A 23,626-nucleotide genomic window follows, 5' to 3' on the forward strand; every position below is an offset into this window, starting at 1 on the left:
ATCGCACTCCCGACTGTAAATGACCGCTTTCACGGATTGCGGGAGTTGTTATCGCACATGCAGCGAACGTCTTCTTCCCGCCCTTCAAGTCGGAAAGCTGGAATAACACCATACGCTCAAAGGTGGGCTATAAGGTGGATAGAAATACAGATACCCGCCTTAAGTGATTGAAAAATATAATAATATTATGGATATTTGGTGCCCAGGAGAGGACTCGAACCTCCACGTCCATACGGACACTAGCACCTGAAGCTAGCGCGTCTACCAATTCCGCCACCTGGGCAGGTGTCGTGGAGGGGCGTTTAAGCCTACTGGCGGAAGGCGTCAACCGGATTCGGAAAGTTTTTTGAAAGTTTTTTAACCACTGCTTTCAACCGTCTGTGCCGCGTTGCTTTTTCGTGGCTGCGCGGCGTTATTGCGCCTTGTTTGAAAGGGCATTGGGCGGTAGATCGGATCAGGACCCAATAGCAGGAGCCCTCAAATGTCCAAACTGGTCACGATTTATGGCGGATCCGGATTTGTCGGCCGGTATATTGCGCGACGTCTGGCGAATGAAGGCTGGCGCGTTCGGGTTGCGGTGCGCCGTCCGAACGAAGCGATGTTTGTTAGACCCTACGGTGCGGTGGGGCAAGTCGAACCTGTCCTGTGTAACATCCGCGATGACGCTTCGGTTGCTTTGGCGATGCGGGGGGCTGATGCGGTGGTGAACTGTGTTGGTGTGTTGAACGAGATTGGCCGGAATGAATTCGATACCGTTCAAACCGAAGGGGCTGAACGCGTTGCGCGTCTAGCAGCCGCTGAAGGTGTAAACCGTATGGTCCATATCTCGGCCATTGGTGCTAATGCCGAGGCGGGGAGCGAATATTCTCGTACCAAAGCGCGGGGCGAGGCCGGTGTTCTGGCGCATATGCCGGGTGCAATGATCCTGCGCCCTTCGGTGATTTTCGGAACCGAGGATCAGTTCTTCAACCGTTTCGCTGCGATGACCCGGGTGGGGCCATTTCTGCCGCTGGTCGGGGCCCAGACGCAATTTCAGCCGGTCTATGTGGATGATGTCGCCAAGGCTGCGGTGCAGGGCGTGCTGGGGCAGGCCAGCGGGGGTGTCTACGAATTGGGCGGACCCGAAGTGAAAACCTTCCGTGCGTTGATGCAGCAAATGCTGGATGTGATCAACCGCCACCGGATTATCCTTGGGATTCCCTTTTGGGTGGCCCGGATCATGGCGGGAATGCTGGACATAATGAAATTTGCGAGCTTTCAGTTGTTTCCGAACAATATCCTGACGCGTGATCAGCTCAAGAATCTGCGTCACGACAATGTTGTCTCAGATAGCGCGCTTGGCTTTGCCGATCTGGGGATCGAGCCGGCGACGCTGGAATCGGTCCTGCCGGATTATCTGTGGAAGTTCCGCCCCTCGGGTCAGTATGATGACATACAGAACTCGGCCAGCAATATGCGGACCTGATCAGCTGTAGGCGATGACCAGAAGGATTGCGCCCACTACTACGCGGTAGATCACGTATGGCGTAAAGCTGACGCTGCGCAACAGACGCATCATTAGCGACAAGGCAAGCAGCGCGGACAGAAACGCAAAGAACGCAGCAACAGCACTGTCGAACGCCAGTTGGGCATTTGCCTGGCGGATGACCTCTGTGGACAGCAGCGCTCCGGATGCCAGAATCGTGGGTATGGACATCAACATCGCGATGCGTGCACCGTCCTCGCGGCTGTATCCAAGCTGGCGCGCCCCGGTGATCGTGATCCCGGACCGGGATGTTCCGGGGATCAGCGCCAGGACTTGCCACAGGCCCATGATCATCGCATCGCGCAGGCCCCAGTCAGAGGTTTCTTTGCTTTGCGGCCCTTTCTGGTCCATCCAGTAGAGCAATATGCCGAACCCCAGCATCGTCCAGCCGATGACCGTCATTGAGCGCAGAGACTGGCTGAGCCCGGTTTTGAACAGGATCGCTCCGACAATGACGGTTGGGATCGTGGCCAGAATCAGCCCCAGGGCCAATCGGGCTTGTGGAGTATCGGTGCGCCCCAAAAGAGCCTGCGGCAGTCCGGAAATCGCCATTTTCACATCAGACCAGAAATACAGAATTACGGCGCCCAGAGTGCCCACATGCACAGCGACATCGATGGCCAACCCCTGATCGTCCATACCGGTCAGGCTGGGTAAAAGTATCAGATGACCCGAAGATGAGATCGGCAGAAATTCGGTAATTCCCTGAATGACTGCTGCAAGAATCAACTGAAAAAGACTCATTTACCTGCCCGTGCTGCCGCCACGTGTTCTTTGTGATCCCTGCGTATAAGCGCGGTAAGGAAAAGAAAAGGATGCAAATAGGTCCGAATCGGAACTAATATCCTGTATTTCTCACCGGTCATCGGTGGAATCCAGCAAAGTTTTTGAAAAAAGGTCAGCACACTTGACTTTTAATCCCCCTACGCATCTTTTAAAGAGGCGCGACCAAGCCAATTCATGGAGTCTGACCCGTGGCCAAGCAACCGATGCTGAAATTTGTGCAGATCGACCGAGTAATGCCGGAAAAACGGGCCGCAGATGCCCGTACGGAAGACTTTGACGAAATCTATGCCGAATTCGCTGCTGCCAAAGCTGAAGAACAGGCCAGCCGCTGCAGCCAATGCGGTGTGCCTTATTGTCAGTCGCATTGCCCGCTGCACAACAACATCCCCGACTGGCTGAACTTGACCGCAACGGGCCGTCTGGAAGAGGCCTATCACACCAGTCAGGCCACCAACACCTTCCCCGAGATTTGTGGGCGCATCTGCCCACAGGACCGCCTGTGTGAAGGGAATTGCGTGATCGAACAATCCGGGCACGGCACTGTTACCATTGGCTCGATCGAGAAATATATCACCGACACAGCCTGGGAAAAGGGGTGGGTCAAGCCGGTCGTACCGGGTGCTGAGCGCCGCGAAAGCGTCGGCATCATCGGCGGCGGCCCTGGTGGACTGGCAGCGGCGGACATGCTGCGCCGTGCGGGTATTCAGGTCTCCGTGTATGATCGCCATGACCGGGCAGGCGGACTGCTGATGTATGGAATTCCGGGCTTTAAGCTGGAAAAAGACGTTGTTCAGCGCCGCAATGACCTGTTGGCTGATGGCGGGGTTGAGTTTGTTCTGAATTGCGACGTGGACGCCGCCAAATTCGCGGAAATCCGTTCCAAACATGATGCGATTATCATCGCAACCGGCGTTTACAAGTCGCGCGACCTGTCCATGCCTGGCAGCGGTTTGACGGGTATTGAAAAGGCCATCGACTTCCTGACAGCCTCGAACCGCAAAAGCTTTGGCGATGAGGTCGAAGATTTCGACAATGGCCGTTTGAATGCCGAAGGCAAAAAAGTTGTCGTGATCGGTGGCGGTGATACCGCGATGGATTGCGTACGGACTTCGATCCGTCAGGGTGCGACCTCGGTCAAATGCCTGTATCGACGCGACCGCGCGAACATGCCCGGATCGCAGCGCGAAACGCAGAATGCCGAGGAAGAAGGCGTCGTATTCGAATGGCTAAGCGCACCAAAGGGCTTTACCGGCGATGATCAGGTTTCCGGCGTTATGGTCCAGAAGATGCGTCTGGGTCAGCCCGATGCCACCGGCCGTCAGGCCCCCGAGTTGATCGAAGGCGAGGACTATGTCGAAGACGCTGATCTGGTGATCAAGGCGCTGGGGTTCGAGCCCGAAGACCTGCCCACCCTGTTTGGCCAGCCTGACCTGCCCGTGACTCGCTGGGGCACTGTAAAAGCAGCGTTCGAGACCGGCGAGACCGAGATGGACGGGGTTTATGCCATCGGTGACATCGTGCGCGGTGCCTCGCTGGTGGTCTGGGCGATCCGCGATGGGCGCGACTGCGCCGACGCGATCCTTGACCGTTTCAACAACACGGCTGCGGTTGCAGCCGAATAAGCCCCGCGACAGGAGGGACAGAGATGCCCGAATTGCAAGGCCAATGTATGTGCGGCGCGGTCACAGTGACTGCCACCCCGGCGAAAGATTCGTTGGGCGCGTGCCATTGCGACCAGTGTCGCCGCTGGACTAGCTCGATGCTGATAACGTTTCCCGCGCAAGAAGGCTATGCCGCGCTTGGACCGGTCAAGACCTTCACGTCCTCGGACTGGGCGGAACGCGCGTTTTGTGCCGATTGCGGATCGGCGCTTTGGTACCGGATTACCCTGCCAGGTCAGATGCACGGCCATACCCAAATGGCAGCAGGCCTGTTCGACGACACGGACAACCCGCTGCAACTGGAACTTTATATCGACAAAAAACCCGACGGGTACGCGTTCGCAGGCGAGCGCAAGCAGATGACCAAAGCTGAGGTCGAAGCCATGTACGCCCTGCCGGAAGAAGGAGACAGCCAATGACCAAATATGATGCCGATTGGGTGCGGGCCGAAGAAGCCAAACGTCAGTTCATGGCCGAAAACGGTCTCTATTCCGAGGAAGAAGAGCATTCGTCCTGCGGTGTGGGTCTTGTGGTTTCAGTCGATGGCAAGCCGTCGCGCAAGGTTGTGGATGCTGGCATCGCCGCGCTCAAGGCGATCTGGCACCGCGGCGCGGTAGATGCGGATGGCAAGACCGGCGACGGCGCGGGTATCCATGTGCAGATCCCGGTTCCTTTCTTCTATGACCAGATCCGTCGCACCGGGCACGAGCCCAAATTGGATCAGCTGATCGCGGTTGGTCAGGTCTTTCTGCCCCGCACCGATTTCGGTGCGCAGGAACAGTGCCGGACCATCGTGGAATCCGAAGTGCTGCGCATGGGTTATTATATCTATGGCTGGCGCCACGTTCCGGTTGATGTCACCTGCCTCGGCGAAAAGGCCAACGCGACACGGCCCGAGATTGAGCAGATCCTGATCTCGAATTCCAAAGGCGTGGACGAAGAGACATTCGAGCGTGAGCTTTATGTCATCCGTCGCCGCATTGAAAAGGCTGCCGCAGCGGCCGGGATTTCCGGGCTGTATCTGGCGTCACTGTCCTGCCGGTCAATCATCTACAAGGGCATGATGCTGGCCGAGCAGGTTGCGGTTTTCTACCCCGATCTGATGGATGAACGGTTCGAATCCGCCTTTGCCATCTATCACCAGCGCTATTCGACCAACACTTTCCCGCAATGGTGGCTCGCCCAGCCGTTCCGCATGCTGGCCCATAACGGTGAGATCAACACTCTCAGGGGCAACGTCAACTGGATGAAAAGCCATGAAATCCGCATGGCCAGCGGCACCTTTGGCGATTACGCCGAGGATATCAAACCGATCATCGCTGGTGGATCGTCGGATTCTGCCGCATTAGACTCTGTATTCGAAGTTCTTGTACGCGCAGGCCGCTCGGCCCCGATGGCGAAAACCATGCTGGTGCCCGAAAGCTGGTCCAAGCAAGCGGTGGAACTGCCGCAGGCCTGGCGCGACATGTATTCTTACTGCAACTCGGTGATGGAACCCTGGGATGGCCCTGCCGCGTTGGCCATGACCGATGGCCGCTGGGTCTGTGCCGGTCTTGACCGGAATGGATTGCGTCCGATGCGTTATGTGGTCACTGGCGATGGTCTTGTGATTGCAGGCTCCGAGGCCGGGATGGTCCCGATTGATGAGGCCAGCGTGACCGAAAAGGGCGCGTTGGGCCCGGGCCAAATGCTGGCCGTGGATATGAAAAAGGGCAAGCTGTATCGCGATTCGCAGATCAAGAACAAGCTGGCCCGCGCACTGCCATTCGGCGATTGGGTCGGCAAGATCAACGATCTGGACGAGTCTCTGGCTGGCATCACCGAAGCGCCGATCTATGCGGGCGAGGAGCTGCGCAAGCGTCAGATCGCGGCCGGATATTCGATCGAGGAACTGGAGCAGATTCTGGCGCCAATGGCCGAAGATGGCAAAGAGGCACTGGCTTCGATGGGGGATGACACGCCATCGGCTGTTCTGTCGAAACAGTACCGTCCGCTCAGCCATTTTTTCCGCCAGAACTTCAGCCAGGTGACCAACCCTCCCATCGACTCGTTGCGCGAATATCGTGTGATGTCGCTGAAAACCCGGTTCGGAAACCTGAAAAACGTGCTGGATGAAGACAGCAGCCAGACCGAAATTATCGTGCTGGAAAGCCCGTTTGTGGGCAATGCCCAATGGGAAGCACTGGCAGAAAACTTCAATGCCCCATTGGCAGAAATCGACTGTAGCTTTGAAGCCGGACAAGGGGCGCTGGGCGCAGCTTTGGCCCGTATTAGAGCCGAAGCCGAAGAGGCCGTGCGCTCGGGCGCGGGGCATTTGGTGTTGTCCGATATGAATTCAGGTCTGGGTCGCGTGGCGATGCCAATGATCCTGGCAACAAGCGCGGTGCATTCGCATCTGACCCGCAAGGGTCTGCGCACATTCTGCTCGCTGAACGTGCGGTCGGCGGAATGCGTTGATCCGCATTACTTCGCCGTTCTGATCGGGTGCGGGGCCACTGTGGTCAACGCCTATCTGGCCGAAGATTCTCTGGCCGATCGTATTGATCGCGGGTTGCTGGATGGCAGCCTGACCGAAAATGTCGCGCGGTACCGCGAGGCGATTGACCAGGGCTTGCTGAAAATCATGGCCAAGATGGGGATTTCGGTGATCTCATCCTATCGTGGCGGATTGAACTTTGAGGCTGTGGGCCTCAGCCGAGCCATGGTCGCCGAGTTTTTTCCCGGTATGACCAGCCGGATTTCCGGCATCGGTGTTACCGGCATTCAATCCAAGGCCGAAGAGATCCATGCCAAGGGCTGGGAAAGCGGTCTGGATGTTCTGCCGATCGGTGGTTTCTATAAGGCCCGTAAATCAGGCGAGACCCATGCGTGGGAAGCGACCTCGATGCATATGCTGCAGATGGCCTGCAACAAGGCGTCTTACGAGCTGTGGAAGCAGTATTCGGCCAAGATGCAATCGAACCCGCCGATCCATCTGCGCGACCTGATGGATTTCAAACCGCTGAGCAAGCCGATCCCGATTGAAGAGGTGGAATCTATCACCTCGATCCGCAAACGGTTCGTGACGCCGGGCATGTCGCTGGGGGCGCTGTCGCCCGAGGCGCACAAGACGCTGAACGTTGCGATGAACCGGATCGGGGCGAAATCCGACAGCGGCGAGGGCGGCGAAGATCCGGCGCATTTCGTGCCGGAACCCAATGGTGACAACCCCTCGGCCAAGATCAAACAGGTGGCTTCGGGCCGGTTCGGTGTAACCGCCGAATACCTGAACCAGTGCGAAGAGCTGGAAATCAAGGTTGCCCAGGGTGCCAAACCCGGTGAGGGCGGGCAGTTGCCTGGCATGAAGGTCACCGACCTGATTGCGCGCCTGCGCCATTCGACCAAGGGTGTAACACTGATCTCACCGCCGCCGCACCACGATATCTATTCGATCGAGGATCTGGCGCAGTTGATCTATGATCTGAAACAGATCAACCCGCGCTGTAAGGTGACGGTCAAGCTGGTGGCGTCCTCGGGTGTTGGCACGATTGCTGCAGGTGTAGCCAAGGCAAAAGCGGACATTATCCTTATTTCGGGTCACAATGGCGGCACCGGCGCGTCGCCTGCGACATCCATCAAATATGCTGGTCTGCCGTGGGAGATGGGCCTGACCGAGGCGCATCAGGTTCTGGCGATGAACAACCTGCGGGATCGCGTGACCCTGCGAACCGATGGCGGCTTGCGTACCGGTCGTGACATCGTCATGGCCGCGATGATGGGGGCCGAGGAATACGGTATAGGCACTGCCGCCCTTATCGCGATGGGCTGTATCATGGTGCGTCAGTGCCAGTCCAACACTTGCCCAGTTGGCGTGTGTACTCAGGACGAAAGCCTGCGCGCCAAATTCACCGGTAATGCCGATAAGGTCGTCAACCTGATCACCTTCTACGCGCAAGAAGTGCGCGAGCTGCTGGCCAGCCTGGGTGCGCGCTCGATTGACGAGATCATCGGTCGGGCAGATCTGCTAGCGCAGGTCAGCCGAGGGTCGGCGCATCTGGATGATCTGGACCTCAACCCGCTGCTGATCACCGTCGATGGTGCCCATAACATCGTCTATAATCGCGACAGAGACCGGAACGCGGTGCCCGATACGCTGGATGCGGAAATCGTGCGCGATGCCGCCCGGTTCCTGAAAGACGGCGAGAAAATGCAGCTGTCTTACGCAGTGCAAAACACGCACCGAACCGTTGGGACGCGGGTTTCCAGCCATATCGTGCAAAATTTCGGGATGCGGAACACGTTCCAGTCGGATCACCTGCACGTGAAGCTGCAGGGCTCTGCCGGTCAGTCGCTGGGAGCGTTTGCAGCGCCGGGACTCAAGCTTGAAGTTTCGGGTGATGCCAATGACTATGTCGGAAAGGGCTTGTCTGGTGGTATGATTGTTGTGCGTCCACCGCAGGTCAGCCCGCTGAAGGCGGATGACAACACCATCATTGGCAACACGGTTCTGTATGGGGCCACGGACGGGTATCTGTTTGCAGCAGGCCGCGCCGGGGAACGGTTCGCTGTGCGCAATTCAGGCGCCAAGGTGGTGATCGAAGGCTGCGGCTCGAACGGGTGCGAATACATGACCGGCGGGGTCGCCGTGATCCTGGGCAGTATCGGCGCCAATTTCGGAGCGGGCATGACAGGCGGCATGGCTTACCTGTACGACCCCGACGGCAAGGCGCAGGCGCTGATGAATATGGAAACGCTGGTGACATGCCCCGTGACCATTGGCCATTGGGAAGACCAGCTGAAATCGCTGATCGAAACCCATCAGGCCGAAACCATTAGCCGCAAGGCTGCGGATATCCTGCAGCACTGGGAGGTCGAGAAGGCGAACTTTATCCAGGTCTGCCCGAAAGAGATGCTGAACAAGCTCAGCCATCCGTTGGCGGTCGAGGCAACAGCTGTTCCTGCAGAGTAATCTGAGGGCCAATGAAAATGGCAACCCCGCGTGTCTTTTAAACCACGTGGGGTTTTCTTTTATTGGTCCTAGGTGGTCGTTTGCTTGTCGAAACGGGCCCAATAAGCCTAGATTTCGTCACTTTTTGTTCGGAAGTTGCGGTTAGGCTGCTGTGCAGTCGTGCGAATGCGTAGGAGTCTGTTAGATGCCAACCACCTATCTTGATCAGTTTTATTCGTTTGACCCCGCGAATCCGCCACCGGGCGGTACATCGGTAGTTGTTGATAAATTCAACCTCACCGATGTGGATGACGATGGCGAGATCGACGCGCCCAGCGGGGATACGGTAAACGGCCAGGATGTAACTTCGTCGTGGCCGGGTGATGTTGTTACGATTAACGTGACAGGCGTTGGCAATGTCACCTATACCGGCACGACCTTCTATCTTGCTGACGGAACCCGTGTCTTTACACCAACAGACGGGCAGGTTCTGCAACCGGGCACGTTTGTCTCATCAACATTTGTCAACACGCAGGGGCCGCTAGATGTTGGCAATCTTGGCCCGCCCTGTTTCACCCCCGGAACGCTGATCGAAACGCCTGACGGCGCTTGCTCAGTCGAAGATCTGAAGCCCGGCGATATGGTCATCACATCGGACAACGGTGCGCAGCCGCTGCTTTGGGTGGGGCGGACCACGGTTGAGGCCGAAGGCAAGCTGGCGCCCATTCGGTTTGAGGCTGGCGTGCTAGGGCTGGAACAGCCTTTGATCGTGTCGCCACAGCACCGGATGCTGGTCTCGGACTGGCGGGCGCCGTATTTGTTCGGCCATTCCGAAGTGCTGATCGCAGCGCATTGCCTGGTCAACGGGGATTCTGTTACGCGTGTTGAGGGTGGTCAGATCGACTATATTCATCTTCTCTTTTCGCGCCATGAGATCGTCATTGCAAATGGGGCCAAAAGCGAAAGTTATTACCCGGGGCACGCGCTCTCTCAGTCTGACGCCGAGACAAAGGCTGAAGTTCTGGCCCTGTTTCCCGAATTGCAGACCCGCGACGCGGTCCTGCCAGAAACCGCCCGCCCCGTGATACGCCCGCGCGAGGCGCGCGCTTTGGCGATTTAATCCGTTCCAAACATCGTCGCCGCGTCGTATAGCAACAATATGGCAAAGAAAGCAGCGCGCAAATCGAGCAGTAAGAAAAGCAAGGCGTCGAAGGCAAAGAACCAGACACAATCGCGGATTCGCCGCTGGGTGACCCGCGCAGTATTGGGTCTGGTTGCGTTTGTTGTGGCGCTTGTGGTGCTTTTTTCTGTGGTGAATCCCCCGGTAACCCATACGATCTGGTCTGAATGGCGGCGGCTGGGCAAAGTTCAGCGCGATTGGGTGCCGATTGAACAGATCTCGCCCGTCATGGCGCGATCCGTGGTGGCGGCTGAGGATGCCAATTTCTGCCTGCACTGGGGGTTTGATGTCGATGCCATTCGCGATGCTTTGGAGGAAGGCGGTACACGTGGCGCCTCAACCATCACGCAGCAAGTGGTGAAGAATGTGTTCCTGTGGCAGGGACGCAGTTGGGTGCGTAAGGCGCTTGAGACATCTCTCACCCCCGTGGTCGAGATTTTCTGGAGCAAGCAGCGCATTCTCGAGGTCTATTTGAACGTTGCCGAGACTGGCGAAGGTGTGTTTGGCGTTGAGGCCGCAGCCCAGCGCAACTTCAATGTGACCGCGGCCCAGCTGTCGCCAGTTCAGGCCGCACGTATTGCCGCAATCCTGCCTTCTCCCAAAAACAGGTCCGTTCGGGATCCGTCGGTCCGCACACGCAGACGGGCTGGCTCGATCCTCGATGGGGCGGCCACCATTCGCGCAGATGGTCGCGCGGATTGTTTCGAGGATTGAAACCCAAGGCCCTGCAAGGCTAAAGCTTGAGTGTATTCACTGGTTCGATTGGAAGCCCATGGCGCGTTTGTTTCATGTTCCCTTGTCCCCCTTCTGCCGCAAGGTGCGCCTGTCACTGGCGGAAAAGAAGATTGAGGTTGAGCTGGTCGAGGAGAAATACTGGGAGAAAGACCCGGATTTCCTGCGGCGCAACCCGGCCGGAAAAGTCCCGGTTCTTCGTCTGGACGGAAAGATCATGTCCGAAAGCAACGCGATTTGCGAATATATCGAAGAAACCCGGCCCGATCCTGCGCTGATGCCCCAAACGCCGGAGGCACGATACGAAGTGCGTCGGCTGGTGGCCTGGTTTGATGACAAGTTCCATCACGAGGTGACATCCAAACTGGTTTATGAGCGCGTGAACAAGAAAGTTACCGGTCAGGGCTATCCTGACAGCAAAAATGTCAAGCAAGGTGCCAAGGCCATCAAGTATCATCTGGATTACATGGCCTGGTTGCTGGATCACCGCCGTTGGCTGGCCGGGGATCAGATGACATTGGCCGATTTTGCGGCTGCGGCGCATCTATCGACGCTGGATTATATCTCAGACGTGGATTGGAATCGGTCTCAGGCGGTTAAAGACTGGTACGCCAAGATCAAATCCAGACCTGCTTTCCGGTCGATCCTGGCGGATCAGGTTCCTGGGTTCAGGCCGCCCACCCATTACGCAGATCTGGATTTCTGATAGGGTCGCACAAGGGGGGCTGTCTGCCCCCCATCGCGCCTTGGGGCGCGATTCCTCCCGAAGGTATTTAGGGCCAGATGAAGAGCGGATCGGGTATAAAGGATAGGCTGGTGGCACAGGCGCTGAGCGAGGGCTTTGTGTCTTGTCGCATTTGTCGCCCGTGGGATGTCCCCGAAGTGCCCGCTCGGCTGGAGGCGTTCCTGCAGGCCGAATATCACGGGCAAATGGGATGGATGGCCGAGCGGACCCATTGGCGAGGCGATCCGGCAGCGCTCTGGCCCGAGGCGAAATCGGTGATCATGTTGGCAGAAAGCTATGCGCCCGAACATGATCCAACCGAGATTCTGGATCACCCCGAGAAGGGGGCGATCTCAGTCTATGCGCAGAACAAGGACTATCACGACCTGGTCAAGAAGCGGCTCAAAAGGTTAGCCCGCTGGTTGATAGCCGAGGCTGGTGGCGAGGTGAAGGTCTTTGTCGATACCGCCCCGGTTCCGGAAAAGGCCTTGGGTCATGCTGCGGGGTTGGGATGGCAGGGTAAGCACACCAATCTTGTAAGTCGCGATTGGGGAAATTGGGCCTTTATAGGGTCTGTTTTTACAACTCTGGACCTACCTTCGGATCAAGCAGAGGTGGATCACTGTGGATCCTGCCGGGCCTGTTTGGCCGCCTGTCCGACAGACGCATTCCCGGCGCCTTATCAGTTGGACGCGCGGCGCTGCATTTCTTACCTGACAATCGAACACAAGGGTCCGGTTGATGAAGACCTGCGCGCGAAACTCGGCAATCGGATCTATGGTTGCGATGATTGCCTTGCCGCCTGCCCCTGGAACAAATTCGCAGTCACGGCCAGTGACATGCGCTATGCAGCGCGTGAGGATCTGAAGGCTCCTCGGCTGGCAGAATTGGCTGGCCTGGACGATCCGGAATTTCGAACGAAATTCTCGGGCTCTCCAATTAAGCGGATTGGACGGGACCGGTTTGTGCGAAATGTGCTGTACGCCATTGGCAACTCAGGCCTGCAGGGGTTGATACCGATTGCACAGGATTTGACAGAGGATCCGGATTCAGCCGTGGCAGATGCCGCGCGCTGGGCGGTCAAACAACTGTCCTAGGTGCCGCAAACAGGCTGGACGTGTCGGTGCAAACCGCTAAACCCAATCACAGCGAACAGGAAGGAGAACCCGATGGCGCTGGCTTTGGGGGTTGATACAGGCGGAACCTATACGGATGCGGTGCTGGTCCGGGATGAGACTGAGGTGATTGCTTCAGCCAAATCTCTGACAACACGAGCTGATCTGGCGATTGGCGTTGGCAAGGCGATTTCTGCGGTTCTGACGCAGGCTCAGGTGTCACCGGAGCAGATCTCAATGGCGTCGCTGTCAACGACATTGGCCACGAATGCGCTGGTCGAAGGGCAGGGTGGCCGGGTTGCTCTGATCTATATCGGGTTCAGGGAGAGTGATCTGGAAAAGCATGGTCTGCGGGATGCTTTGAAAGGGGATCCAGCTTTGGTTGTGGCGGGCGGTCACACGCATGCGGGAACAGAGGCCAGGCCATTGGATGTTCAGGCGGTAGAAGCCTTTTTAGACTCTAATTCTGGTATCTCCGGCTTCGCGGTGGCCGGTCAGTTCGCCACCAGAAACCCGGCGCATGAACTTGAGGTCGCCCGCATTATTACTGATCGGACGGGTGCGCCGGTGACATGTTCGCACCATCTGTCGGCCAAGTTGAATGGCCCAAAACGTGCGGTGACTGCGGTGCTGAATGCACGGTTGATTGGCATGATCGACCGCTTGATCGGACGGGCACAGGATCAGCTTGTGACGCTAGGAATTTCAGCGCCAATGATGGTGGTTCGAGGCGACGGAGCGTTGATGAGCGCCGAACAGGCGCGGGATCGACCGATTGAAACGATTTTGAGCGGCCCTGCGGCCTCGATCGTCGGGGCGCGCTGGCTAACGGGAGCCGAGAACGCGCTGGTATCAGATATCGGTGGTACCACGACCGATGTCGCCTTGATCCGGGATGGCAAGCCCGCCATTGATCCCGAAGGTGCCAGGGTTGGCGGCTTTCGCACCATGGTGGAGGCCGTCGCAATGCGGACCCACGGGTTGGGCGGGGACAGTCAGGTACATGTTGTAACCGAAGGGCTGGGCGGGGGCATCTTCCTGGGACCGCGCCGTGTTTTGCCCGTATCTCTGATCGCGTCAGAAGCGCCCGACGAGGTTCACACGGCCTTGGATGCGCAGTTGCGGGCCCCAACCGTGGGTGAACATGACACCCGGTTCGCACGTCTGGTACCGGGTGTTCATGCCGAAGGTCTGGGGGCAAGGGAAACCGCCCTGGTGGATCGCTTGGGGCAGAAGGTCCTGCCGCTGTCCGATTTGCTTAAAACGCGGATGGAGACAGGCGCACTTACTCGTTTGATGGATCGTGGAATCGTTCAGGTATCCGGCGTGACACCTTCGGATGCCAGCCATGTTCTGGGCCGTTTGGATGCCTGGGACGCAGAGGCTGCACGCAAAGCGCTGGAACTGGTGGCGCGAAAACGGATTGGCACCGGTGATATGCTGGCTGCAACACCGGATCTGTTGGCGCAGATGATCGTTGATCAGCTGACCGAACAGACCTCTTTGACCTTGTTAGAGACCGCTTTTTCAGAAGAAGCCGAGGATTTCGGCGTTCTGGCACCCGATCTGGCCCGGCATGTTTTGACGCGGAAAGGTCTGGCCGGGCATCGCGGTTTGGTGGCGCTGGACGCGGCACTGAATGTGGATGTGATCGGTCTTGGGGCGTCGGCCCCCAGCTATTACCCCGCAGTCGGGGAAAGATTGCGATGCCGCATGATTCTGCCGGAACACACGGGCGTGGCCAATGCGATTGGAGCTGTGGTTGGCAGGCTGACACTGCGCCGGGCCGGGACCGTCACCGCGCCATCCGAAGGGCGGTACAGGGTGCATCTTGAAGACGGGCCTCAGGACTTTAGCGATTCTGACGAGGCGATGGCGCTGCTGGAATCCATCCTGAGGGATGAGGCGGAAGGAGAAGTGCGCGGAGCCGGTGCCGAGGATATCCGAGTGATCGTCGACCGGGATATCCGCACCGCCCGCATCGAAGCGCAGGAGGTCTTTGTTGAGGCAATGATCACCGTCGAGGCCAGTGGAAGGCCGCGGGTGGCGTCTGACTAGCCCCTGATCCGGGGCTAATCCTTACTCGGCCGCGTCGCGTTTGGGCAGAACCCAATCCGGGCGCGGGAAATGGCAGGTATAGCCGTTCGGGATGCGTTCAAGATAATCCTGATGCTCGGACTCGGCCTCCCAGAAATCGCCAACGGGTTCCAGCTCGGTCACGACCTTGCCGGGCCAGATGCCACTGGCATTCACATCGGCAATGGTGTCCAGGGCGACCTGTTTCTGGGCGTCATCGACATAATAAATGGCCGAGCGATAGCTCATCCCCATGTCGTTCCCTTGCCGGTTCACCGTAGTCGGGTCATGGATCTGAAAGAAAAACTCAAGCAGATCGCGATAGGTGGTCACAGTAGGATCGTAAAAGATCTCGATTCCCTCGGCATGGGTGCCGTGGTTGCGATAAGTGGCGTTGGGCACGTCTCCACCAGTATATCCGACGCGAGTGCGGAAAACGCCTGGGCGTTTGCGGATCAGATCCTGCATGCCCCAAAAGCAGCCTCCGGCCAGAACAGCGCGTTGTTCGGTCATTCGATCTCCTCCACATGAATCAGGAATTCGCCATAGCCCTCGGCCTCCATCTGATCGCGATGGACGAACCGCAATGAGGCTGAGTTGATACAGTATCGCAGCCCGCCATGTTCGCGGGGGCCGTCGGGAAATACATGCCCCAAATGGCTATCGCCATGTTTCGAGCGAACTTCGGTCCGGATCATACCCAGCGAGGCATCGCGCAGTTCTTCAACATGCTCATGCACGATTGGTTTGGTGAAACTGGGCCAGCCGCAGCCGGATTCGTACTTGTGCGCCGAGGCGAACAAAGGCTCACCCGAGACGATATCCACGTAGATGCCGGGTTCTTTGTTATTCAGCAGTTTGCCAGTTCCGGGCCGTTCGGTGCCGCTGTTTTGCGTGACGTGGAATTCCTCGGGCGACAATGCGGCGACGGCCTCAGGGGATTTGGTGTAACGGGTCATTGCTCCTCCGGACTTCTGGTGGTTCGCATAATAGATGGGGATTATTGGCGGAAAGCAAAGGGTGTTCTGCCGGGCTCGCGCAGTTGTGCAAGGTCAGGCTGGTTTTCTGCCGGGTTGGCGAGACAGTTGCACCGCCAGAATGCCCAGTGTTGTGATAAGAACCCCGACCGCATCCAGCGGCCCCAGTTTTTCCCCCAACAAGATCGCGGCGATGGTGACACCAAAGACCGGGTTGAGAAAGTGAAACGTGGCCGCCCGGGTTGCGCCGATCCGATCCAGCAGCAGGAACCAGATGAACGTGGCCAGAAGGCCGGGAAACAGAGTTGTATAGGTGAAGGCCAGGACCAGCGGCACCGTCAAGTGGATATGAATCGTTTCGAATACCGGTGCTGCAACAAACAGAATGGCCGATCCGACCAGCATCTGTAAGCCAACCACCATCATGAAATTCCCGCCCGATGTCGCCCCACGCACTGCGAGCGTGGCAAATGTCAGCGCAAGCGCTCCAATGCCACAAAGCATGACGCCGAACAGATCAACGCCGTCGCCGATCCGACTGCTCATGATCAGAGCAACACCGGCGAACCCGGCACACAGGCCTACAATTCCAACTGGCCGTAATCTGTCGCCCATAAACAGCCAACTGGCCAAGGCAACCAGCAATGGCATGGTCGAGGCGATGATGGCGGCAACAGAGGCCTCGATTGTTTGCATCGCATAGAAGTTTAGGCCCAAATAAAGGGCATTTTGACATATCCCGAACAGGATGGTTGCATGCCATTGTGACCGCGTCAGCCGCCAGCTTTGGCCAATCGCCCGTGCAATCACGACGCCAATCAAACCCGAGATCAGAAACCGCAGAGCCAGGGAAAACAACGGCGATGCGTCCGCCACGATGATCCGGGCCGAGGTGAAGGCCGAAGACCAGATAAACGCAAATGTCAGCCCCATGGCCATTGCGCGAAAATCCATCGCGACCCCCTGTTCAGATTTTCGCGCACTGTTGACCGAATAAGCGCGCGCCGCAAGCAGTGCTGTTTTTATTGATTGATCAGCCAATAAACTATAACAGCGTCATGAACTGACATTAATGGGAGGATTGTCGGTGCTATTGGAGTACATACTATCATTTGGCGTCTTGCTGGCGTTGGGCCTTGTGGCCTTCTTTGTGGTGAAGTGGTGGAATCTGCGGATTGTCGGCGTGACGCCGGTTCATCTGTTCACCTTCATCGCGATCCTGTTCACATCCGGGTTGGATGTCGGCCTGATCATGTTTCCGCTGACCGAATTCGGCGGCTATGCCGAAGACCCCGCCTATGCGTTTGCCAACCCACTGGCGATCGAATTCGGGTTCTGGGGCTTTCTGATCTGGGCGTTCTACTTTCTGACTGCGTTCTATTTCTGTGTCATCGAGCCGCGCGTGAAGTTCTTTGAAATCCCGCTGGTCAAGCTGATCAACAATGTGGTCATCATCGGCACCTGCGCTTTCACCGCCAGCCTGTTCCTGATCTACCTGCCCGGCTACCTGCCCGAGGTCGGAGACGGCGAGTCAGTGGTCACCACCTTCTATGTCATCGTGTTTGTCGTCATTCTGGCAGCGGCCTATTCTTCGACCGACCTGAAATACGTGCGTATCCTGTCGGTGGGCTCGACCTTTTTGTTCCTGGCACTGATCCTGGGCATGTGGGTTGCTGCGGGCATGGGCGTGAATGGCTTTGTGGAAACCGGAAGCAATGTTGGTGCCTATTTCACCAACCTGCACAAGTTTGTCCTGCCGCTGACAGATTATCACGCCTTCTACCTGTTCTGGTGGTTTGCCTGGTCGATCATGATCGGCCAGTTCACATCTCGCTTTGTAGGTGGGCTGAAGACCTGGCAGCTACTGGCTGCTCTGCTGATCTTTCCGTCGATACCCTTGGCGATCTGGTTCACCGTTCTCTACTATTACCACCTGAACGGCATCAGCACCGCAGGCATCACCAACATTGCGATGGTGATTGTGGGCGTGACCTTCGTGATCAACTCACTGGATTCGTTGATTAGGCTCTATACGGACAACCTGAACATGACAGTCGCCCGCTTTGGTAAAGCGATCTATGTGGCGGGCAATGTTGTGCTGCTGTTCGTCCTGACCTTGCTGTTCCAAAGCCAGTGGTTGCAGATCCAGTGGATCGGCGCAGTTGTTGTCGGCCTCTATCTGGCCTGTGTGGTTTATATCCTGATCACCAAACGCAAAGAGGTGCTGAGCATAACTGGGATGCCCGAAGACCGTGATCTGGATTTCCACAAGGTCGAGACGGTTCACTGATCAACATCGACAAAAAGCTAATACGGGCGCTGAGGCGCCCGTTTTTTTGGCCGGCACTGTGTAAGCAATGCAGAAAGAGTCAAAAAGGCGAAACAAAAGCGACACGTGTGAAATCACAAACTTGCAATATCTTTTACTTATGTTGGTTTAGTTCAATCTTCACTCACTGAAGAGCTATCTTGAGGCACGCTCTTCCTTGGAGTTGATAACCTTAATGGTCCCTCAGGCGCGTTTTTCACCAATCGTGGCCACACCCAGAACAGACAGGACCTTGGCCTCGATCTGTTCGGCATTCATACCGGCAACCGCATACATATCCGCCGGGTTTGCCTGATCAATGAAGATATCCGGAAACACCATCGAGCGGTATTTAAGGCCCTGATCAAACACACCCTCATCGGCCAGTAGCTGCGCCACATGGCTGCCGAAACCGCCAATCGCACCCTCTTCGATGGTAATCAGCGCCTCATGATCGGAGGCCAGATTCAGGATCAGGTCGCGGTCCAGCGGTTTGGCGAAACGTGCATCGGCGATGGTGGGGGTGATGCCGCGTGCGGATAAGGCCTCGGCGGCTTTTTGTACCTCGGCCAAGCGCGTACCGAAAGACAGCAGTGCCACACGCGCGCCCTTCTGAATTATCCGGCCTTTGCCGATTTTAAGCACTTCACCACGCTCGGGCAGGTCCACGCCCACGCCTTCACCGCGGGGATAGCGGAAGGCGATCGGGCCTTCGTCGTGGGCGACGGCGGTGGCCACCATATGCATCAGCTCGGCCTCGTCTGCGGCGGCCATCACGACCATGCCCGGTAGGTTGGCCAGATAGGCAATGTCAAACGATCCGGCATGGGTCGCCCCATCAGCGCCCACCAGACCAGCGCGGTCGATGGCAAATCGCACGGGCAGGCGCTGAATGGCCACATCATGCACGACCTGATCATAGCCGCGTTGCAGGAAGGTCGAATACATGGTGCAGAACGGCTTCATCCCACCGGCAGCCAAAGCCGCCGAGAACGTCACACCATGCTGTTCCGCAATCGCTACATCGAAACAACGTGACGGGTAGCGTTCGGCAAACAGGTTCAACCCAGTTCCATCGGGCATGGCGGCGGTGACGGCGACGATCTTATCGTCCCGCGCGGCTTCTTCCACCAGCGTCTTGCCGAAGACCGAAGTATAGGACGGTGCGTTTGACGGCGCCTTCTTTTGCTCACCCGTCACAACATCGAATTTCGCGGTCGCGTGACCCTTGTCGCGGGCCTGCTCGGCGGGGGCATAGCCCTTGCCCTTTTTGGTCAACACATGGATCAGGATCGGGCCGGTCGCCCGTGCCTTGACCGTGCGCAGCACCGGCAACAGCTGATCCATGTCGTGCCCGTCAATCGGGCCGAGATAGGAAAAGCCCAGTTCTTCGAATAAAGTACCGCCTACGGCCATGCCCTTGAGCATTTCCTTGGCGCGTTTGGCGCCTTCGCGGAACGGTTCCGGCAACAAGGACACTGCGCCCTTGGCGGCGGCCTTCAGATCGTGGAACGGTTCTTCGGCGTAAATGCGCGACAGATAACTTGACAGGGCGCCAACCGGCGGTGCGATGCTCATTTCATTGTCGTTGAGGATAACGATCAGGCGCTTTTTCAGGTGGCCCGCATTGTTCATCGCCTCAAACGCCATACCCGCCGACATCGAACCATCGCCGATTACCGCAATCGCATCGCCTAGGCCTTCGGGCGTCACGCCACCCAGATCTCGCGCCACGGCAAAGCCAAGGGCCGCACTGATCGAGGTGCTGGAATGCGCCGCGCCAAAAGGGTCGTAGGGGCTTTCGCTGCGCTTGGTGAACCCGCTCAACCCACCTGGTTGGCGCAGGGTACGGATCCGGTCGCGACGCCCGGTCAGGATTTTATGCGGATAGCACTGGTGCCCGACATCCCAGATGATTTTGTCACGCGGCGTATCGAATACCGCATGCAGCGCGGTGGTCAGTTCCACCACGCCCAGACCCGCACCCAGATGCCCGCCGGTGACCGACACGGCCGAGATCGTCTCGGCCCGTAATTCCTGCGCCACCTGATGCAGCTGCGCGTCCGAAAACTGCCGCAGGTCGGCCGGGCGGTTCACAAGATCCAGCAGAGGAGTGTTCGGGCGGTCAGACATATGGCGCGTTCCTGGCTTAGCTGTCCCGGGCAATAACGAAGCGGGCGGCGTCCTTCAAGGTTTCAGCCGACGCGCCATAGCCTTCCAACGCGGCGCAGGCCTGTTCCACCAGCTCCGCGGCACGGGTTCTGGCGGCGTCGAGGCCCAGCAGAGATACAAACGTGGCCTTTCCCGCCTCGGCATCCTTCTGAAGGCGCTTGCCCGCAATTTCGGCGTTACCCTCTATATCCAAGATGTCATCTGCGATTTGAAAAGCAAGACCAAGGGATTGGGCATATTGGCGCAAGGGCGCAAGATCAGCTTGGGCCAGACGCGCGCCGGCGCATGCAGACCACTCGATCAGCGCTCCGGTTTTTCCTGCCTGCAAATGGGTGATTTCTTCCAGCGTCAGCGGAGAGTCTGCCGATTCCGCCGCGATATCCAGCGCCTGGCCCAGCACCATGCCCTGCGCTCCGCTTGCCTGCGCCAGAGACAAGGCCAATTCCGCGCGAATTTCGGCGGGGCCAATTTCGGGACGGGTGCAAAGTTCGAATGCCAGCGTCTGCAACGCGTCGCCTGCCAAAACCGCGATGCCCTCATCCCATTTCACATGAACTGTCGGGCGCCCGCGACGCAAATCGTCGTCATCCATGCAGGGCAGGTCATCATGCACCAGAGAATAGGCGTGCAACGCCTCGATCCCCGTGGCAGGCCAGATCGCCCGCGCTGTATCCACATCATGCAGCCGCGCGCTTTCCAGCACCAAAAACCCGCGCAGACCTTTGCCGCCTTGCGTGGCATAGGCCATCGCCTGTGTCACATCCAGATAGTCCAGCGCGCCCAGAACCAGATCAAAATGACCCTGAATCAGCGTCGCATCCTGCACCAGTCTTTCGCGAAACATTTACTGGCCTTCGACAACCGTCGTCCCGGTCGGTTGACCATCGGCGTCCAAGGTGATCGCGGCCACTTTTTCCTCGGCCCGCTTCAGTTCATCCTCGCAGCGTTTCTTCAGCGCTGCACCCCGTTCATACAAGGCGATGGACTGGTCCAGCGCCACATCTCCACGCTCCAGCTGGCCGACAACGGCCTCAAGCTCTTTCATCGCCTGTTCGAATGTCATCTGGTCAACGGGTGTATCTGTCATCGGGCTGCCTTCATCAACTCTTCCACATGGGCACGGGTGGCCTCGGCCAGCGCTTTCAGATCATACCCGCCCTCCAAAGTCGAGACGATACGTCCCGCGCAATGCTCATCGGCAATCTTGCACAATTCGGCAGTGATCCAGGCGAAATCTTCGGTGGCCCAGTTCAGATTGGCCAGCGGATCATCCTGATGGGCGTCAAACCCGGCAGAGATTATGATCAGCTCGGGTTTGAAGGCGCGCAGTCGCGGGAAAGCCAATGTTTCATAGGCGGCGCGCATCTTGGCGCCGCCGGTTCCGGGGGGCAATGGAATATTCAGGACGTTGTCAAAGGCGCCGGTCTCGTCGGAGCGGCCTGATCCCGGCCACAAGGGCATCTGTTGGCTGGTGATCACCAACGCGCGCGGCTCATCCCAAAGCAAATCCTGCGTGCCATTGCCGTGATGCACATCGAAATCCACCACAGCGACGCGACGCAGACCGTGATGATCCAACGCGTGTTTCACCCCCAATGCGGCGTTGCCGAACAGGCAGAACCCCATGGCGGTTTCATTCTCGGCGTGATGGCCGGGAGGGCGAATGGCACAGAACGCATTTGGGGCTTCTCCGCCCAGCACTAAATCCACGGCTTTTACCACAGCCCCTGCAGCCCTATAGGCCGCATCTACAGATCCCGGCGACATGAATGTATCGCCGTCCACCTGCCGGAATCCCTCTGTCGGGCGACTTTTGCGGATGTCGCGAATATGGCTTTCGGGGTGAATACGCAGCAGGTCGTCATCGGCTGCAAGCGGCGCGGTCACACGATCCAGGTCCAGCCTATCCAGCGCATGAAGGATATGTTCCAGTCGCGCGACTTGTTCCGGATGCCCCTCGGGTGTCACGTGCCCAAGACAATCCGCATGGGTCAAAAGGGCAGTTTTCATCACAATCCCCTGTTCATCTGGTCAAAATACCTTCGCCGAAGGCAAAGAACCGCCACGCAGCGGCTCAATCAATCCGGTGCCAGCATGTACCCGGCCCCGCGCACGGTCTGCAGGTACCGGGGTTGTTTCGGGTCTTGCTCGATCTTGCGTCTCAGCCGTGTGATCTGCACATCCACGGCACGCTCCTGCGCCTGACCCTTATCACGGCCCAGATCCTCGACCAGCTTGGCGCGACTGATAGGGGCGCCGGCTTGGGCCGAGAAAATCTTCATCAGCTGGCTTTCCGTTGCGGTTAGGCGGACCGTTTCTTCTCCCCGCCACATCTCACCGCGCTCAACATCATAGCGGATCGGGCCGAGATGCAGAATCTTGGATGCGGCATCCTGTGCCGGGGTTTCCGGCATCCGGCGCAGGATCGCATTGATCCGCAACAAAAGCTCTTTGGGCTCGAACGGTTTGGCCAGATAATCATCGGCCCCCGCCTCAAGCCCGGCGATACGGTGTTCGGTTTCGCCCCGCGCCGTCAGCAACAGGATCGGGGTGGTGTGGGTCTCGCGCAGGGCTCTGGTCAGGCTGACACCATCTTCGCCGGGCATCATCACATCCAGAACGATCATGTCGAAATCCAGCCCCGACAGCACCCGACGTGCATGGGCCGCATCCCGCGCCGCGGTCACCAGAAACCCGTTTCGCATCAGGAATTTCTTGAGCAGATCGCGAATACGCTCGTCATCGTCAACGATCAACAGATGGGCATCCATATCACTCATGAGGTCGTATCCCGCAATTTGGTATAGGCATGACGCATATCAGCATCCATCATTGCTTCAAGCACTTTGCGAAACCCAGACACCGCTTCTGGGCCTGCGTCCTTATAGGCCGCGCGCATCCGTACGCGCTGGGCCTCGGACAGCCTGGTTTCAAGCGCCCTCCCGGCTTCGGTCAGAAACAGGTGCCGTTCGCGCTTGTCCACTGTACCGACCCTGCTTTCGACCAACCCATCGTCAATCAATGTCCGAAGGACCCGGTTCAGAGACTGTTTCGTCACCCCAAGAATAGCAAGCAGGTTATTGACGGTCGTCCCCGGTGCGCGATTTATAAAGTGGATAGCACGGTGGTGTGCCCGCCCATAGGCCAGCTGTGTCAGAATGCGATCCGGGTCCGCCGTGAACCCGCGATAGGCAAAAAACATCGCCTCGATCCCCTGCCGCAGCTGTTCATCCGTAAGAAACAACAGGCTTTCTCCGCCAAAGGCCTGGGCGGGGCGGGTATCTGACATAGTCTGCCTCATTCGTTACACAGGTCCGAGTTTATGTCAGCGTTGTTGACATTCCAAGAGCGGACAGGTATCGAATCGCAGTTTTTGCGCAACTTTATGTCCACTTCGGACCTATATTGCGCAATAATCGGAATATTCAACCCAGGCAGGGAGG

Annotated in this window: 20 protein-coding genes and 1 tRNA gene; 10 read left to right on the forward strand and 11 right to left on the reverse strand. The window is 57.9% G+C overall.

The annotated features are described in order from the left end of the window. Positions 1-196: 196 nt before the first annotated feature. Positions 197-283, reverse strand: a tRNA-Leu gene (locus AC2FFF_RS14120). Positions 284-481: 198 nt separating this feature from the next. On the opposite strand from AC2FFF_RS14120, the gene AC2FFF_RS14125 reads away from it, so the two are divergent. Beyond that, positions 482-1,465, forward strand: coding sequence for a complex I NDUFA9 subunit family protein (locus tag AC2FFF_RS14125; RefSeq protein WP_281973722.1), 984 nt, complete (start codon positions 482-484; stop codon positions 1,463-1,465). Here the strand turns inward: AC2FFF_RS14125 and AC2FFF_RS14130 are convergent, their stop codons facing one another. Beyond that, the gene (locus tag AC2FFF_RS14130) at positions 1,466-2,269 is read right to left on the reverse strand and encodes an undecaprenyl-diphosphate phosphatase (protein WP_142640289.1); all 804 of its coding nucleotides are present in this window, start codon (positions 2,267-2,269) and stop codon (positions 1,466-1,468) included. A gap of 230 nt (positions 2,270-2,499) precedes the next feature. Between AC2FFF_RS14130 and AC2FFF_RS14135 the strand changes: the two genes are divergently transcribed. The 8 genes from AC2FFF_RS14135 to AC2FFF_RS14170 all read left to right on the forward strand — a co-directional run bounded on the left by AC2FFF_RS14135 (position 2,500) and on the right by AC2FFF_RS14170 (position 14,708). After that, positions 2,500-3,933: an NAD(P)-dependent oxidoreductase gene (locus AC2FFF_RS14135; protein ID WP_281973721.1), complete on the forward strand. Its 1,434-nt coding sequence runs from the start codon at positions 2,500-2,502 to the stop codon at positions 3,931-3,933. 23 nt (positions 3,934-3,956) lie between these two features. Next, positions 3,957-4,391, forward strand: a complete 435-nt coding sequence (locus AC2FFF_RS14140; protein WP_281973720.1) for a GFA family protein — start codon at positions 3,957-3,959, stop codon at positions 4,389-4,391. Next, positions 4,388-8,920: a glutamate synthase large subunit gene (gene gltB / locus AC2FFF_RS14145; RefSeq protein WP_281973719.1), complete on the forward strand. Its 4,533-nt coding sequence runs from the start codon at positions 4,388-4,390 to the stop codon at positions 8,918-8,920. Before AC2FFF_RS14140 ends, gltB begins: the two co-directional genes overlap by 4 nt. A 184-nt stretch (positions 8,921-9,104) precedes the next feature. Further along, the gene (locus tag AC2FFF_RS14150; protein WP_142640281.1) at positions 9,105-10,019 is read left to right on the forward strand and encodes a Hint domain-containing protein; all 915 of its coding nucleotides are present in this window, start codon (positions 9,105-9,107) and stop codon (positions 10,017-10,019) included. Between the two features lie 39 nt (positions 10,020-10,058). Beyond that, positions 10,059-10,793, forward strand: a complete 735-nt coding sequence (gene mtgA / locus AC2FFF_RS14155) for a monofunctional biosynthetic peptidoglycan transglycosylase (RefSeq protein WP_496710615.1) — start codon at positions 10,059-10,061, stop codon at positions 10,791-10,793. Between the two features lie 58 nt (positions 10,794-10,851). Further along, entirely contained in the window at positions 10,852-11,517 is a 666-nt protein-coding gene (fzlA, locus tag AC2FFF_RS14160; RefSeq protein ID WP_142640277.1) for an FtsZ-binding protein FzlA, read from the forward strand. A 77-nt stretch (positions 11,518-11,594) separates the two neighbouring features. Beyond that, the gene (gene queG, locus AC2FFF_RS14165) at positions 11,595-12,632 is read left to right on the forward strand and encodes a tRNA epoxyqueuosine(34) reductase QueG (RefSeq protein ID WP_496751128.1); all 1,038 of its coding nucleotides are present in this window, start codon (positions 11,595-11,597) and stop codon (positions 12,630-12,632) included. Between the two features lie 72 nt (positions 12,633-12,704). Next, positions 12,705-14,708 (forward strand): hydantoinase/oxoprolinase N-terminal domain-containing protein, encoded by a 2,004-nt coding sequence (locus AC2FFF_RS14170; protein WP_281973717.1) that lies wholly within the window; start codon positions 12,705-12,707, stop codon positions 14,706-14,708. 21 nt (positions 14,709-14,729) lie between these two features. Here AC2FFF_RS14170 and msrA read toward each other — a convergent pair whose 3' ends face one another. From msrA to AC2FFF_RS14185, 3 genes are all read right to left on the reverse strand, one after another. Further along, positions 14,730-15,239 (reverse strand): peptide-methionine (S)-S-oxide reductase MsrA, encoded by a 510-nt coding sequence (msrA, locus tag AC2FFF_RS14175; RefSeq protein WP_496703196.1) that lies wholly within the window; start codon positions 15,237-15,239, stop codon positions 14,730-14,732. Beyond that, entirely contained in the window at positions 15,236-15,685 is a 450-nt protein-coding gene (msrB, locus tag AC2FFF_RS14180) for a peptide-methionine (R)-S-oxide reductase MsrB (RefSeq protein ID WP_281973716.1), read from the reverse strand. The genes msrA and msrB overlap by 4 nt, the downstream gene beginning before the upstream one ends. A gap of 93 nt (positions 15,686-15,778) precedes the next feature. After that, a complete protein-coding gene (locus tag AC2FFF_RS14185) occupies positions 15,779-16,657 on the reverse strand; it encodes a DMT family transporter (RefSeq protein ID WP_281973715.1) in 879 nt (292 codons plus the stop codon). A 139-nt stretch (positions 16,658-16,796) separates the two neighbouring features. Between AC2FFF_RS14185 and AC2FFF_RS14190 the strand changes: the two genes are divergently transcribed. After that, positions 16,797-17,993: a BCCT family transporter gene (locus AC2FFF_RS14190; RefSeq protein WP_142640264.1), complete on the forward strand. Its 1,197-nt coding sequence runs from the start codon at positions 16,797-16,799 to the stop codon at positions 17,991-17,993. Between the two features lie 222 nt (positions 17,994-18,215). Here the strand turns inward: AC2FFF_RS14190 and dxs are convergent, their stop codons facing one another. The 6 genes from dxs to AC2FFF_RS14220 all read right to left on the reverse strand — a co-directional run bounded on the left by dxs (position 18,216) and on the right by AC2FFF_RS14220 (position 23,472). After that, entirely contained in the window at positions 18,216-20,144 is a 1,929-nt protein-coding gene (gene dxs, locus AC2FFF_RS14195; RefSeq protein WP_142640262.1) for a 1-deoxy-D-xylulose-5-phosphate synthase, read from the reverse strand. Positions 20,145-20,160: 16 nt separating this feature from the next. Further along, positions 20,161-21,027 carry a polyprenyl synthetase family protein gene (locus AC2FFF_RS14200; RefSeq protein WP_281973714.1) on the reverse strand — a complete coding sequence of 289 codons (867 nt, stop codon included), beginning with the start codon at positions 21,025-21,027 and terminating at the stop codon, positions 20,161-20,163. Next, positions 21,028-21,270 carry an exodeoxyribonuclease VII small subunit gene (locus tag AC2FFF_RS14205; RefSeq protein WP_142640258.1) on the reverse strand — a complete coding sequence of 81 codons (243 nt, stop codon included), beginning with the start codon at positions 21,268-21,270 and terminating at the stop codon, positions 21,028-21,030. Further along, complete coding sequence (locus AC2FFF_RS14210) at positions 21,267-22,193, reverse strand: histone deacetylase family protein (RefSeq protein ID WP_281973713.1); 927 nt, start codon at positions 22,191-22,193, stop codon at positions 21,267-21,269. The genes AC2FFF_RS14205 and AC2FFF_RS14210 overlap by 4 nt, the downstream gene beginning before the upstream one ends. A 68-nt stretch (positions 22,194-22,261) precedes the next feature. Next, positions 22,262-22,963: a response regulator gene (locus AC2FFF_RS14215; protein ID WP_281973712.1), complete on the reverse strand. Its 702-nt coding sequence runs from the start codon at positions 22,961-22,963 to the stop codon at positions 22,262-22,264. Further along, the gene (locus tag AC2FFF_RS14220) at positions 22,960-23,472 is read right to left on the reverse strand and encodes a MarR family winged helix-turn-helix transcriptional regulator (protein WP_142640252.1); all 513 of its coding nucleotides are present in this window, start codon (positions 23,470-23,472) and stop codon (positions 22,960-22,962) included. Before AC2FFF_RS14220 ends, AC2FFF_RS14215 begins: the two co-directional genes overlap by 4 nt. Between the last annotated feature and the right edge of the window lie 154 nt (positions 23,473-23,626).

Source organism: Ruegeria sp. YTSA226, assembly GCF_059609905.1.